Origin of the sequence: Alistipes sp. AF14-19 (assembly GCF_003461645.1) — a bacterium.
Classification (GTDB): Bacteria; Bacteroidota; Bacteroidia; order Bacteroidales; family Rikenellaceae; genus Alistipes; species Alistipes shahii.
The window spans coordinates 18796-32993 of sequence record NZ_QTXM01000007.1 but is presented as its reverse complement, the minus strand read 5'-3'; the positions used below and the strand labels follow the sequence as shown (position 1 = coordinate 32993).

Sequence of the window (14198 nt, the reverse complement as noted above, 5' to 3'; positions counted from 1 at the left end):
TTATGAATTCCGAGTATTATTTCCAGAAAGGTCTTCACCTGATCGTGGCGAGCGCTGTGATTTTTGCTTTGATCGTTTTGTTCAGTGCCATGGTTTCTCGGGGATTTCCGCTTTGGTTGGCGCTTGTCTTGCTTGTCCCCGCAGGACTTGGCGTGGTCGGATTTTACTTTTTCAGCCTGGGCAGTTCGGCCGATCTTTCGGAACGGTTTTTCCGTCGGTTTGGGCGTAGTCAGCCAAGAGGTGAAGAGAAAACAATGACAGAAGGAGTCGGTTCCGAACAGTGGTGTGAAAGAAGCCCGGATGCGATCGTGCCGGAATCCGCCGTTGTTTCTGCCGACCCGGTTCCGGACGATCGGATTCTCGAAAATGCACTCGCCACCGTTTACGAATATACCGACAAGGATTTGGGCGATGCCATTGACGAGACGAACCTGCGAATTTTGCGACGACGCTTGCTTTATCTGGCATGTATGACGCCTGTTCCGAACGATGTGCCGCAGGTTCAGCTTCGGCACGATCGGGTGAGCTATGGGGATTTGTGTCACTACGGTTGGAATGTCTGGAATGCTTTTAAGGGCGCGACCAATCGTTTTTATGACCAGACCGAATTGGCGGAATGGCTGAAAGCGAGTTTCGAGTCTTTGGCCAAATATAATACGAAGACGTTGCGGGCCAAACTCCGGGCGACGGACGGAGGTTATCGCATCCGATTGCTCGATAATCTGAAAGAATATATCCAAAAATAAAGAGCTGTATAAGGATGAGATATTCCCTGCACCCGGTCGGTGCAGGAAATTTTCTTGCTGTTTTCATGTAATTGCAAAATGCTGGTAAGTAGCAATATCTGAAATTGTTTGCCGGTGCAAATGCGGTGATTCGATTGCAAAAATAGGTGCAGGAAAAGCACCTGTTAATTTCGTCGCCGAACCTGCTTTCGGGTTCGGTTAAATTATCGTATTATGGACTTAAAACAATTGAGTGAGTTGGGCGGTGAAGTGAATGTGACCGTCCGTCTGGAAGATCTCCGGCAATGGCATCGGGAGTTGACGGCAGTCGCGTCGCCGCCGTCCGTAATGCCGGTTCCGCAACAAGCGGGCGAATTGTATACGCGAAAACAGACCATCGCGTTGTTGGGTGTTGATTCCTCTACGTTGTGGCGATGGGCCAAGAGCGGTTATCTTGTTCCCGTGGAGTACGGCGGGCAACGTCGTTATCGCGTGGCGGATGTGCAACGGATTCTAAACGGAGACAGCCATGCCCGCTAAAACAGTGAAAAGAGAAAGCCCCTACCTGCGCGTGGGAACGACCATCTACAAGCGGGTCCGGCAGCCGTTGAGCAGCGGCCGGAGCGTCGAGACGCTCATCCCGTGGAATGTCGAGACCTTGCGTCAGGACTACGGGAAAAGCTATCTGGCCTGCATTCCGAAATACGACGGCTTTTGCACGGTTCCCGACCACACGAACTACCGCCGGGAGATCGACGGTTTCCTGAACCGTTACGAGCCGATTCCCTTTCAGCCCGCCGATGGCATCTTTCCGCACATCCACGACTTTTTCGCTCATATCTTCGGCGAGCAGGTCGAACTGGGGTACGATTATCTGCAACTGCTCTACCTGCGCCCCTTGCAACGGCTGCCGGTATTGTTGCTGGTGTCGGATGAACGCAACACGGGAAAGACGACCTTTCTCAATCTCTTAAAGTCGATCTTCGGCGGAAACGTTACCTTCAATACCAACGAAGATTTCCGTTCGCAATTCAATGACGACTGGATGGGCAAACTGCTGATCTGCGTGGACGAGGTGCTGCTCAACCGCCGCGAAGATTCCGAGAGGATCAAGAACCTATCGACTGCACGCAGCTACAAGGCTGAGGCGAAAGGCCGCGACCGCCGGGAGGTGGAGTTTTTCGGCAAGTTCGTCCTCTGCTCCAACAACGAGCGCAATCCCGTCCTGATCGAGGCTGCGGAAACCCGCTACTGGGTGCGGCGCGTGCCGCCGCTCCCGTATGACGATCAACACCTGCTGGCCAAAATGCGAGCCGAGATACCGGGGCTGCTCTTCTATCTGCAACAACGTATGCTCTCGTCACATGAAGAGAGCCGTATGTGGTTCGCGCCCCGGCTGCTGGTCACCGATGCCTTGCGGCGGATCATACACTACAACCGCAGCAAGACCGAAACCGAAATGCTGTCGATTATTCGCGATATCATGGATGCCGAGAACCTTGCGGAGTATCGGTTCGACGTGAGCGATATGGTCAATATGCTGGAGATACGCGGCATCCGTGTTGACCATCCCACCGTGCGGCGGATTCTTGCCGAAAATTGGCAGCTGCGACCCGCACCACCGACTTACTACCAACGCTATACGATTACCTACAACGGCGAAACGCAGCGGCAGGACAGCAAGACGGCACGGGTCTATACCGTCACGCGGGAACAACTCGGCGGATTGCTGGACGATGCTGCGATGTAAGAATGTTGAAAAAAGGAAGTAGCTTTCTTATTTTCATAATCTTACATCTCTTACAAATCCTCTTACAAAGTCTTACGGGTTCTTTCGGACTTACAGCGCCGGATGCCGTGTAAGAGATATGTAAGACGCCAACCTTTTCTTTCACTGGATTTTACACTTTTTCTCAACAAATTTACGGAAAAAATGACTGTCATACCATACAGCAACCGGATTTCCATCCGTGATTTTCTCGCCTGGCGCGGGATTCAGCCCAAATACGAACGCAACGGCTACGGTATGTATCTTTCACCCTTGCGGGAAGAACGCACGCCGAGTTTCAAAGTGGACTACGTGCGAAATCTCTGGTACGACTTCGGATCGGGAGAGGGCGGCACGCTGCGCACCCTCGTGATGCGGTTGGAGCGGTGCGACAGCCGTGAAGCCGTCCGACGGCTGCAAAACGGTGAAAAAAGGGACGCCGGTTCCGTTTCTCTTTCACCGGGTGTTGGCGAACGTCCAGCTGCCGGAGGTCCCTTGCCGGTCTTGCGTCCAGCCGCCGTCCCCGCGCTCCGCATCCTCTCCGACGCTCCGCTCCGGCATCCGGCATTGGTCGGTTATCTCGCCTCGCGCGGCATCGTCCCGTCGGTCGCCGCAGCATTCTGCCGCGAAGTCCGTTACGAGATAAACGGCCGCGCCTTTTTCGCCATCGGGTTCCGCAACGATGCCGGAGGATGGGAGCTCCGATCCGCACGGTTCAAAGGCGGCTCATCGCCCAAACATATCACCACCATCGACAACCGTTCCGATACGGTAATCGCTTTCGAGGGATTTATGGATTTCCTCGCATATCTCTCGCTGAAACATCCCGAACGACTGCGCATCGACGCCGCGGTTCTGAACTCGGTCGTCAACCTGCCCAAAGCCATCCCGTTTCTCTCCCGGCATCCGGTGATTCACGCCTTCTTTGACAACGACGAAGCCGGGCGTAAAACGACCTCCGATCTGATCCGTCTTTGTCCCCGCAGCGAGGTAATCGACCAAAGCAGTTTTACAAGGACGTAAATGACTATCTGATCGCCCATATAAAAGACCGGCCGAATCTCCCGAAAACGACATCCGACCGGCAGGGTCACCTTTGTCGGAATAATCTGCAAGCCCTGAAAGCGGAACCGGAGGAAATTGAACCACCGCGTCGGAAAGGGATAAAGGTTTAAGGAAGGCAAGGTTGTGTTTTCGTAGACGAAAACTGCGCCTTCCCCGCTGGCCGGCGTAAAATCCCGCTGGTCTGAACAACCTATATAGCATGAACAATCTATCGAAACAACCTGTCATGGAAACACCGAAGAAAACATACAGCAAACAGGGCGGTCGGCCGAAAGTCGGCATCGGCCGCATCTGCAAATACGTCGTCAGCACACGACTCAGCCCCGAACGGAAACTCCGATTCTCGGCCCTTTGCCGCGAGGCCGGGCAACCGCCGGCCGAAGTCCTGCGCCAGCTGATCGACCGAGGAACGGTGAGGGCGCGGATCACCCGTGAACAGCTGGATTTCATGGCCCAACTCAAGGGCATCGCCCGAAATCTGAACCAACTGACCCGGCTGGCCAATGCCAAAGGTCTGGCGGCTGTCAGGGTACGGCATGCGGCGATCGTCACGGCCATCGAAAAACTCCTGAAGCAGATATGCGATGGTCGGTAAGGTCATATCCGCTTCGTCCTTTTCGGGGACGGTAGGCTACGTGATGAAAGAGGAATCCCGGATACTGGAAGCTGAAGGCATTACGCCTCCGGAAGTGAAGGACATGGTGCAGGACTTCAAAGACCAGACCTTATTGAATCCGCGGCTGAAAAACACCGTCGGGCATATCTCGCTGTCTTTCTCACCCAAGGACGCTCCGCGGATGACCGACGCCCTGATGACGCAGATCGCAAAGGAGTACATGCAGAAGATGGGCATCACCGATACGCAATACCTATTGGTGCGCCATCTCGACCAGCCCCATCCGCACTGCCATCTGGTCTACAACCGGGTCGGGAATAACGGGCAGACCATTTCGGACAAGAACATCAAGCTCCGCAGCGCCAAGGTATGCCGGGAGCTGACCGAGAAGTGCGGATTGTATCTCGCACCGGGAAAGGACGACGTGCGGCGGGAGCGGCTGCGCGAACCCGACAAGACCAGATACGAAATCCACGATGCGATCAAAAGGTGTCTGCCCCGATGCGCCGGATGGAAAGGGCTGGAGAAGCAACTGGAAAAACAGGGCATCGGCATCCGTTACAAGTATTGCGGTTCGACTGACCGCAAACAAGGGGTTTTGTTCTCGAAAAACGGCTTCGAGTTCTCCGGATCGAAGATCGACCGGGCTTTCAACTTTACGAAACTCGACAACCGGTTCAACAATATTCAACAACAAACCCAACACCGGGCAACGCTCTTCGGGAACCTCTCGGCGGCGGCAGGCAATTACCGTTCAGCATTTGCAGGGTTGTTCGGCGGTATGGGTAGCAGCGGCACGCGCGAAGAGCCGTCATCGGTAAACCTCGGAAAGGCAGGCGGGATTCCACTGCCGCCGGCCGATTCGCCCGGCGGAGTGTCCGCCAAGCAGTTACAGCGCAAGCCGGGAGAAAGCCCCGAAGAGTATATAGCACGAATCACGGCACTGCTCAACGCCGCGGCCGAGGCGATGGCCATCGCTGCGATGGAGCACCGCCGCAGGATGGAAGAACAGAAAAGAAGAGCCAAAATAAAACTGTAACCGAATTAGAAAATCTCAAAAATCATGAACGACGAAAATAAGATCGGACTCTCGATCGAAATGTACGAAGACCTCAAAGAAACGCTCGTCAAGGCTGTCAAAAGCACCAAAGCCAACGCGGGTCTGGAGAATGCACAGCTGGAACGGATCGAGCGGCTGATAGAGGCCACGGAGCTCTCGCAGGGGCAGGTCGCACAGATGCTCGAACAACTGCAACGGCATACGGCCTTGCCGGGAGTAAAAACCGAGCAGGAGCGGGAATTTACCGACAAATACAACGCTCTGTTGGCGCAGTTAGCGGGTAGGCTGGAGGTGATCGACAAAGAGATCAGGCAGACACATACATTGATAGAGCAGGTGAGGCAAGCTGTCGAAGCAGCGGCAAAGCCCGAAAACCTGCCAGTGCGGGAGCACCGGCATACTTATACGCTCGATATCAGTTCTTCGAAAACATTTTTGACGATGTTCGTCATGCTGGGATGTATTTTCCTGCAAGGCGCATTCATTTACCGAATCTCAGAGAATAATCGGCTGTTAGCTGCGAACGACCTGAAATACCGCTACGTGAAAATGCGTGGTGAGATCAAAGAAAAGGAGCTTATGGAGTTGGAAACGATATTCAGGGATGAGCAGCACACGGCCATACGCGATACCGTCCGAAACCAAGTTGAACGGTACAAAGAAGCCGTAAGGCGGCGGGCAGAACAACTAGAGCGGGCTGCAAGCAAAGAGCGCAAAGCGAAAAAGCTACTTGATGATGCAGCACAGTTGCGGGGAAAATAATTTATTTTCCCCGCTATAATGATTCGTTAATTTTGATTGACCACCTCCATGTTGTTTTGAAAATCAAGCAGTTGTGTTAATCTTGGATTTGTGGGCGTAAATGGTTTGGAGTCAATAATATAGGGGCGAACTTTTGCGTTTTAAAAATACGCATAAAAAAGCCCCTGTTCTTGAAAAGAACGAGGGGCAAAGGATTTTTTGAGGGGGCTGTGTGGGCCCCGGCATGATTGCCGTCCGCAGGCATCGCCCGTTATTTCAGCTTGCAGAGTTTGCGGTCTGCGTCGGTTGCCTCGCGTATGGAGATTGCAAAGCCTCCGCCGCGCGCCATCTCCACGTCGAGTTCCGTGCGTTGTCTGACCTTCCCGGTGCGGATGACATATGCCTGCGGATTGGTCTGGTAATCGGCATCGGGGGCATCGGCGTAGAGCGTCGCCACGTACTCCTTACCGGGATCGAGGTAGTCGAACGGGAGCGTCACCGTACGTCGGTTCTCGTCCGTCACGCCGCCCACGAACCACTCGCCCGTGTCTTTGGCCTTGCGCGCCACGACGATGTAGTCGCCCGGTTCGGCCAGCAGGTAGCGGCTCTCTTCCCAGTCCAGTGCGACGTCCTCGATGAAACGGAACGCATCCATGTATTTCTCATAGTGCTCGGGCAGGTCTGCCGCCATCTGCAGCGGCGAGTACATCGTCACGTACAACGCCAGCTGGTTGGCGAGCGTCGCGTTGACGTGCGAGTGGTTGCCGGGGTTGACCTCCGCGACGTCCATCACGAAGATGCCGGGCGTGTAGTCCATCGGGCCGCCCTGCAGGCGCGTGAAGGGCAGGATCGTCACATGGTGGGGCTTCGAGCCGCCGAACGCCTGGTACTCCGTGCCGCGTGCCGACTCGTTGCCGATCAGGTTGGGGTAGGTGCGGCAGAGGCCCGTCGGGCGCACCGCCTCGTGGGCGTTGACCATGATCTTGTGGTCGGCGGCCCGGCGGACGGCATAGAGGTAGTGGTTGTTCATCCACTGCCCGTAATGGTGCTCTCCGCGGGGCAGGATGTCGCCCACGTATCCGCTCTTGACCGAGTTGTACCCGTATTTGTTCATCAGGCGGTAGGCCGCTTCCAGGTGGCGTTCGTAGTTGCGCACCGAAGCAGACGTTTCATGGTGCATCATCAGCCGGATGCCTTTCCCGTGCGCATATTCGTTCAGCGCGGCGATGTCGAAATCGGGGTAGGGGGTCACGAAATCGAAGACGTAATCCTTCGTGTGCCCGAACCAGTCCTCCCAGCCGACGTTCCAGCCTTCGACGAGCAGCTGGTCGAACCCGTGTGCCGCCGCGAAGTCGATGTAGCGCTTCACGTTCTCGTTGTTGGCGCCGTGGCGGCCGCTGGGTGTGCACCGGGCGTAATCCGTCACGCCGAGCTGTACCGACGGCACGTCGCGCGTATAGGCCCAGTCGCTCTTGCCGGTGATCATTTCCCACCATACGCCCATGTATTTCACGGGCTTGATCCACGAGGTGTCGTCATAGGCACACGGCTCGTTGAGGTTCAGGATCAGCTTCGAGGCAAGGATGTCGCGGGCGTCGTCCGAGACCGTCACCGTGCGCCACGGGGTATGGCAGGGCGCCTGCATGTAGCCTTTCCACCCCTGTGCGTCGGGCGTAAGGTGCGAGGTGAAGATGAGATTCCGGTCGTCCAGGTCGAGGTGCATGCATGCATAGTCGACCAGCGCCGCTTCGTGGATGTTGATGTAGAGCCCGTCGTCGCTCTTCATCTGCAGGGCCGTCTGTACGCCCGTGGGCGAGAAGGGCGTCTGCGACGAGTTGGGCGTGATGGCGCCGGGCATCAGCTCCCGTATCTGCGAGAGCTTCGACTCCGTGTAGTCGTACTCCTGCGTGTCGTAGTCGCCCGGGATCCAGAACGCCGTGTGGTCGCCCGCCATGGCGAACTGTGTTTTCTCCTCGCCGATGACGAAATAGGTCAGCGACTCCTGTTCGGGGAATTCGTAGCGGAATCCGAGCCCGTCGTCGTAGAGCCGGAAGCGGATCGTCATGTCGCGGCCTGTCGCGGCCTGCCGCAGCGTGACGGCCATTTCGTTATAGTGGTCGCGGATCTCGGCCTGCTCGCCCCATACGGGACGCCATGTCTGGTCGGACTCGCTGCGGGCCACCTGCCCGAGGGTGAACCCGTCGTAGAGCGATACCGGGCGCCCCGGTTCGCCCTTGCGGATTTCAGCCCCGAATTCCAGCTTCGGGGCTTCGCCGCGCAGTTCGAGCCCCATGCCGCTGGGCAGGATCACGGGGCGCTCCTTGTAATCGAGCGTATAGGTGGGGCGGCCTCCGTCCGCCAGGCTGAATTCCAGGCGGAGGCGGCCGTCGGGCGAGAGGAGCGTCTCCTGTGCCGAGCAGGCTGCACCGGCCAGCAGCGCGGAGATATATAAAAATATTTTCTTCATAGTTCGATCTTGTTATTTACGTTTGAATTCTACGATCAGCGCTTGCCGCGGGCCGACCGTGGTGGTATCGTCCACTTCCGTGGCTTCGCCTGTCAGGACGTTGCGCCCGTCGCTCAGCCCCGAGGCGATCTCGGCATAGTGCGACCACGGCACCTGTTTCTTGCCCCGCGAGTTGTTGATGAAGACGAATACCGCGTCGGTGTCGTCATAACGGAAATAGGCGTAGGTGTTGTCGCGCGAGAGGAAGTGCATCGTGCGGCCGTTGTGGATCACGGGCTTCGACTTGCGCCATTGGAAGAGCCGCTGCGTGTAGTCGAAGAGCCCCGCCTGTACGGCATCGCGCTGCGCGGGGTCGAAAAGGTTCACCGCGTCGCCCTCCCAGCCGCCGGGGAAATCCACGCGCAGCCCGCCGTGTCCCTGCGAGAGGTCTTTCGAGGTGAACATCATCTCGTCACCCGAGAATATCTGCGGGATGCCGCGCATCGTGGCCAGCATCGCCATCGAGAGTTTCAGCCGGTCGGGGTTCCCGCGTACGATGTCGCCGATGCGGTCGGTGTCGTGGTTGGCGACGAAGATCATCATTTTCGACAGGTCATGGTAGACGAAATCGTGCGACAGGCAGTCGTAGACGCGCGTCATGCCCTCGCCCCAGCGGAGCGAGTCGGTGGGCAGCGCCCGGCAGATGGCCTCCTGCAGCGGGAAATCCATGATCGACGGCAGGTGCGAGTCGAAGCCGTCCTTGTTGGGATTGCCGCCCTGCCAGTATGCCAGTTGCGGGATCGACGACGTCCAGCATTCGCCCACGATGTTGAAATCGGAGTATTCCCTGCGTACGGCCGCGCACCACTCGCTCATCGGCACCTTCTCGTTGTAGGGGTAGGTGTCGACGCGGAACCCGTCCAGGCCGGCATACTCGATCCACCACACGGCCCATTGCTTGAAATATTGCAGCACGTAGGGATTGTCGAGGTTCATGTCGGGCATCGACGGCACGAACCAGCCGCTCTCCTGCAGGTCAAGGTCGTAGCGCGAAGCGTTGGGATCCATGTTCGTCGAGAAGCAGACGTTCGTCCCGGTGTATTCGGGGAACTGGTGTATCCAGTCCCTGAAAGGCAGGTCTTTCATCCACCAGTGGCCCGTGCCGCAGTGGTTGGTGACGATGTCCATAATCACCTTCAGCCCGTGCTCGTGGGCTTTGCCTACGAACTCCCTATACAGTTCGTTCGAGCCGAACCGGGGGTCTATGCGGTAGTAGTCGCCGCAGGCGTAGCCGTGGTACGAACCTTCGGGTTCGTCGTCCAGCAACAGCGGCGTGGGCCATACGGCCGTGGCGCCCAGCCCTGCGATGTAATCCAGGTGGTCGATCATCCCCTGCAGGTCGCCCCCGTGGCGGCCGAAGAAGGCGCTGCGGTCGGCGCGCTCCCGCGTGTGGGGCGTCGAGTCGTTCGACGCATCGCCGTTGGCGAAGCGGTCGGGCATCAGGAGGTAGATCATGTCGGCCGTGGTGAAACTCTTGCGTGCGGCCGAGCCTTCGGCGCGTGCCGCGATCTCATAGGGAACCTTGAACTGCCGTTCCCCCTGCGAGAATACGAGGTAGTAGGTGCCCGGTTCCGCGTCGGGTTTCACCTTCACGTCCACGAATAGGTAATTGGGACTGTCGGCTTTGTGGCGGGCCTTCACCCCGACGCCCTGTCCGCCTTCGATGCGGACGTCGTATGCCGCGATGCCGGCCCCGTTGACGAGCAACTGGAGCGGGGTCTGCATTCCCGTCCACCACGAGAGGGGTTCGACGCGGGTAACCTCGCCCGAGGCGTCTGCCACCGAGGCGGGGTCGAATACGGACTGTCCTGTCCCTGTGCAGGAGAGCAGGCCGGCTGCTGCGAGTGTCATGAAAAATCGGTTCAAAATATCGTCGTTTGTAAAGTTAGCAAAAAATCGGTTTCCAGCGATTCCCGTTTCGCCCGGGGCATCCTTGTGCTTCTCATGCGCATCCCCGTGCTTTTCGGATGGTTTACTGTCTATTCCCGTCGGGTGCTATCGGGGTTCCTGTCGCTGTTTCCGCGCATCCCCGGCGCATGTCCGCAACCCTTATCTCCTGTCTTGTGCGAAGACCTGCCACTGCCATGCGGGAAGCACGGTGCGGGTGCCGCCCGTGTATTCCTTCCCGGTGAAGAACTCGCGGCGCGAGCCCTCGAACGGCAGGTCGAATGCGACCTCCTCCGCGCTGAGGTTCGCAGCGACTGTCACCTCGTTGCCGCCGGCCGTGCGGGAAAACAGCATCAGGCCGTCGGGTGTTCGTTCTCCGAGCGGGTATGCGGCCTGCCCGCCGCGTTCTCCGGCCGCGAGCGCCGGGTTCTCGTGGCGCAGCCGGATCAGTGCGGTGTAGAAATCCGTAAACCCGTTATGTTCCCACGCGGGTACGGGGTCTTTCTCGAAGAACTCGAAGCGGTGGTCGAACCCCATCTCCTGTCCGGTATAGACGAGCGGCTGCCCGTTGGGCAGCGTGAAGGTCAGCAACGCCATCACGCGTGCCGCGTCGCCCATGCGCTCGAATTCCGTCCCGGCCCACGAGTTTTCGTCGTGGTTCGAGGTGAACATTAGGCGGAACGCCTCGCGCGGCATGGCAGCGGAGTCTCTGGCGACGTAGGCACGCAGGTCTGCGGCGCTTTTGCGTCCCTGTGCGATGTCGTTCAGCAGGTGGTGCAGTTCCCACGCATATGAGGCGTCGAACGCCCCGTCGTGCAATGCGGGGGCTTCGCCCTCGGCGAGCAGGTAGATGCCGGGGTACTCCTTCCGCAGTGCGGGCAGCGTCTGCTGCCAGAAGTCGATGGGTACCTCGCACGCCATATCGCAGCGGAATCCGTCGATGCCGCGGTTGAGCCAGAAACGCATGGCGGCCGCCATTGCGGCACGCATGTCCGTGTTGCCGTAGTCGAGCTTGGCGATGTCCGTCCAGTCGTACTGCACGATGGTGTTGCCCAGCGAGTCGCGCACATACCAGTCGGCCGGATGCTCCTCGATCCAGCGGGCATCGGGCGAGGTGTGGTTGGCCACCCAGTCCAGGATTACGCGCAGCCCGAGTCTGTGGGCGTCGGCTACGAACCGGTCGAAATCCTCCAGCGTGCCGAATTCGGGGTTGACGGCTTCGTAGTCGGAGATGGCGTAGTACGAGCCGAGGGTTCCCTTGCGCTCCTTGACGCCGATGGGGTAGACGGGCATCAGCCAGACGATGTCCACGCCCAGTTCTCTGAGCCGGGGCAGGTGGCGTGCGGCCGCCGCCAGCGTCCCTTCGGGGGTGTACTGGCGCACGTTCATTTCGTAGACGACCGAGTTGTAACTCCAGTCGGGGTGGGCGGCCGGTTGCTGCGGCCGTGTGCCGCAGGCAACCAGTACCATTGCGAGTAGTAATGCGGGCAAGCGTTTCATGGCGTGTCGTTTAGAGCGTGAATACCACCGACGACCAGGCGCCCATGAGCAGTTTCGACGAAGCGTCGCCGCGCTGAAGTTTCACTTCACCTGAGACGCCTACGGCCTTGTCCGGTTGGTCGGTAAGGGTCAGTATCTGCTCCTCCCGGCCGAAGTTGTGCACGACGAGCATCCGTTCGCCGTCCAGCTCGCGGTACCAGGCCGCGATGGATTGCTGCGAGGTGTTGCCGTCGTTGTAGACCGGGTGTTTGACCATCTTGCCCTGCGCCAGCACGGGGTAGGTGTTGCGCAGCCGGGCGAACGTGCGGTAGAGGTTGAGCAGCGAACCGTCGTCGTCGGCCTGTGCCTCGACCGAGATCGCCGGGGTCAGCATCTGCATGTCGATCTTGCCCGAGAGGCTTCCCGAAGCCAGTTCGTTGCCCGCCTTGTCCCACAGGATCGGGGTGCGGACATATTCGTCGCCGTTGGATTTGGTGCCCCAGTACCCGAGCTCTTCGCCCTGGTAAATGTAGGGTGCGCCCTGCGCCGTGAGCAGCACGGCGGCCGCCACCTTCATCTTTTCGGCGGACTGTCCCAGGTCGGAGCCCGTGCGATCCTCGTCGTGGTTCGAAAGTTTCGTGGCTTCGATATAATCGCTGCGGTACTGTGCGTAGAGGGGCTGCACGTCGAGGATGTCCTTGACGAAATAGCATCCGATGCCGTTTTGCAGCGCCCATTTGAGCTTGTACCAGAACGTGAATTCGAACAGCGCCGGCAGCCCCCGGTAATAGGGTGCCGCCTTGTCCGCTTCGTCGAGCATCTCGCCCACCATGTAGAAATCGCCCTCTCCGCCGGCGGCCTTGTAGCTCTCGTTCATGCGGTCGTAGAATTTCTTGAGGAACGTGGGGTTCTCGTCGTTGTAGGCGTTGTGGTAGATGTGCTTCACGGCATCGAGGCGGAACCCGTCCACGCCCATGCGTACCCACTTGTCGGCCGCTTCGGTGACGGCCTTGAACGCCCCGGACTGCTCGGCCTCGGCGGCCTTGCCGTAGTTGAGGTCGGCGAATGCCGCCGTCCAGAAGTGCGAATGGTACATCGTCGGCAGCGAGAACTGCACGTTGGCCGGATCGGCCGAGCGGTTCGACATCAGGGTGAAGGGCTCCCCGAACCGGATGATCGTCCGGTTGTCGGGGGCGCCGTATTTGGTGCCTGCGGCCCACGACGTGGTCGAGGTGCGGACGAGGAATCCCCAGTCGGAATCGAAGTCGAGCGTCAGTTCGTAACTGTTGCCGCCCCTGGCGTAGAAGCGTTTGCTCGTGCCGTTGCCGAAATAGAGGTATTTGTCGTCCGCGCCGCCCTGCGTATTGTCCGCATCCGCGGCATCGGTCGTTTCGGTAACGGTCACCGTCGGGCTGTCGGCATTTGTCCAGTCGAGCACGAACTTGAAGCGCCCGGCGGCACCCGCCCCCGTGTCGGTCGAGAACCATTGTCCGGCATCGTAGCCTGCGGCGCCTTCCGTGGCGATCTGGTCGATCCGCCCGGCCGCGATGTCGGCCTGCGGGTCTTCGGAGAAGATATAGCGGTCACGGTAAGGGCTCCCTTCGGACGCGGCGGCCGATTTGAACCACGGGTGGTCTTTGCCCGTATGGTTGAGCACGTAATCCAGGTAGACCCGGATGCCGCGGGCATGGGCCGCGTCGATGAATGCCCTCAGGTCGGCGTCCGACCCGAAGGCGGGGTTGACCGCCTCGTAGTCGAGCACGTCGTAACCGTGGTACGAAGCCGCCGGATGGATCGGTGAGAGCCACACGGCCGAGGCGCCGAGTGCGTCGATGTAGTCGAGCCGCCGGGTCAGCCCCGGCAGGTCGCCCACCTTGTCGCCGTTGCCGTCGGCAAAGCTGTATACCAGCAGCTGGTAGCTTATGTCGGCGCGTTTGCGGTTGTCCCACGCATCGGGCTGGGCGACGACCTGCTCGCCCTCGAAATCCTGGGAGGCATCGCCGCTCTGTGTCACGGTGACGACGACCGGATCGCAGCCCGGGGCGGTGAAGGTAAGCGTCGCGGAGCGTTTCGACGACTCGTTTGCGGTCGCCGTGACCGCGAACGACGTGGAGGTTTTGCCCGATGTGAGGGCCGGTGTGCACCATGCGGTATTGTCGCTCTGCGTCAGCGACCACGCGCCCGCATCGGTGCGCAGGTCGAGCAGCCGGCTGCCGCCTGCGGCTTCGAATTCTATCTCCGTGGGGGTCACGGAGAGCATACTGCCGCCGGTATCGCCGGTCTTGTCGTCGCTGCACGACACGGATACGGAAAGTACGAGTGCCAGCAGCAGGAAAAGAAATTTTTTCATA

11 protein-coding genes are annotated in these 14198 nt (G+C 59.0%); 7 read left to right on the top strand and 4 right to left on the bottom strand.

All coding sequences use genetic code 11. The features are described 5' to 3' along the window. Positions 1–2: 2 nt before the first annotated feature. The 7 genes from DWW03_RS07590 to DWW03_RS07560 all read left to right on the top strand — a co-directional run bounded on the left by DWW03_RS07590 (position 3) and on the right by DWW03_RS07560 (position 5996). The gene (locus DWW03_RS07590) at positions 3–746 is read left to right on the top strand and encodes a hypothetical protein (protein WP_022061803.1); all 744 of its coding nucleotides are present in this window, start codon (positions 3–5) and stop codon (positions 744–746) included. Positions 747–959: 213 nt separating this feature from the next. Further along, positions 960–1265 carry a helix-turn-helix domain-containing protein gene (locus DWW03_RS07585; RefSeq protein WP_118406594.1) on the top strand — a complete coding sequence of 102 codons (306 nt, stop codon included), beginning with the start codon at positions 960–962 and terminating at the stop codon, positions 1263–1265. After that, complete coding sequence (locus DWW03_RS07580) at positions 1255–2475, top strand: primase-helicase family protein (protein ID WP_009597055.1); 1221 nt, start codon at positions 1255–1257, stop codon at positions 2473–2475. Before DWW03_RS07585 ends, DWW03_RS07580 begins: the two co-directional genes overlap by 11 nt. A 183-nt stretch (positions 2476–2658) precedes the next feature. Beyond that, positions 2659–3516: a toprim domain-containing protein gene (locus DWW03_RS07575; protein ID WP_118406593.1), complete on the top strand. Its 858-nt coding sequence runs from the start codon at positions 2659–2661 to the stop codon at positions 3514–3516. Between the two features lie 268 nt (positions 3517–3784). Further along, positions 3785–4153, top strand: coding sequence for a MobC family plasmid mobilization relaxosome protein (locus tag DWW03_RS07570; RefSeq protein WP_009597001.1), 369 nt, complete (start codon positions 3785–3787; stop codon positions 4151–4153). Beyond that, a complete protein-coding gene (locus DWW03_RS07565) occupies positions 4143–5213 on the top strand; it encodes a relaxase/mobilization nuclease domain-containing protein (protein WP_118406592.1) in 1071 nt (356 codons plus the stop codon). Before DWW03_RS07570 ends, DWW03_RS07565 begins: the two co-directional genes overlap by 11 nt. Positions 5214–5237: 24 nt before the next feature. Next, complete coding sequence (locus tag DWW03_RS07560; RefSeq protein ID WP_009597054.1) at positions 5238–5996, top strand: hypothetical protein; 759 nt, start codon at positions 5238–5240, stop codon at positions 5994–5996. Between the two features lie 250 nt (positions 5997–6246). Here the strand turns inward: DWW03_RS07560 and DWW03_RS07555 are convergent, their stop codons facing one another. The 4 genes from DWW03_RS07555 to DWW03_RS07540 all read right to left on the bottom strand — a co-directional run bounded on the left by DWW03_RS07555 (position 6247) and on the right by DWW03_RS07540 (position 14197). Beyond that, entirely contained in the window at positions 6247–8442 is a 2196-nt protein-coding gene (locus DWW03_RS07555; protein WP_118406591.1) for a glycoside hydrolase family 97 protein, read from the bottom strand. A gap of 12 nt (positions 8443–8454) precedes the next feature. After that, entirely contained in the window at positions 8455–10347 is a 1893-nt protein-coding gene (locus DWW03_RS07550; RefSeq protein WP_240046646.1) for a glycoside hydrolase family 13 protein, read from the bottom strand. A 183-nt stretch (positions 10348–10530) separates the two neighbouring features. After that, positions 10531–11838, bottom strand: a complete 1308-nt coding sequence (locus tag DWW03_RS07545; RefSeq protein WP_118406590.1) for an alpha-amylase family glycosyl hydrolase — start codon at positions 11836–11838, stop codon at positions 10531–10533. A gap of 40 nt (positions 11839–11878) precedes the next feature. Then, positions 11879–14197, bottom strand: a complete 2319-nt coding sequence (locus DWW03_RS07540; RefSeq protein ID WP_118406589.1) for an alpha-amylase family glycosyl hydrolase — start codon at positions 14195–14197, stop codon at positions 11879–11881. Between the last annotated feature and the right edge of the window lies 1 nt (position 14198).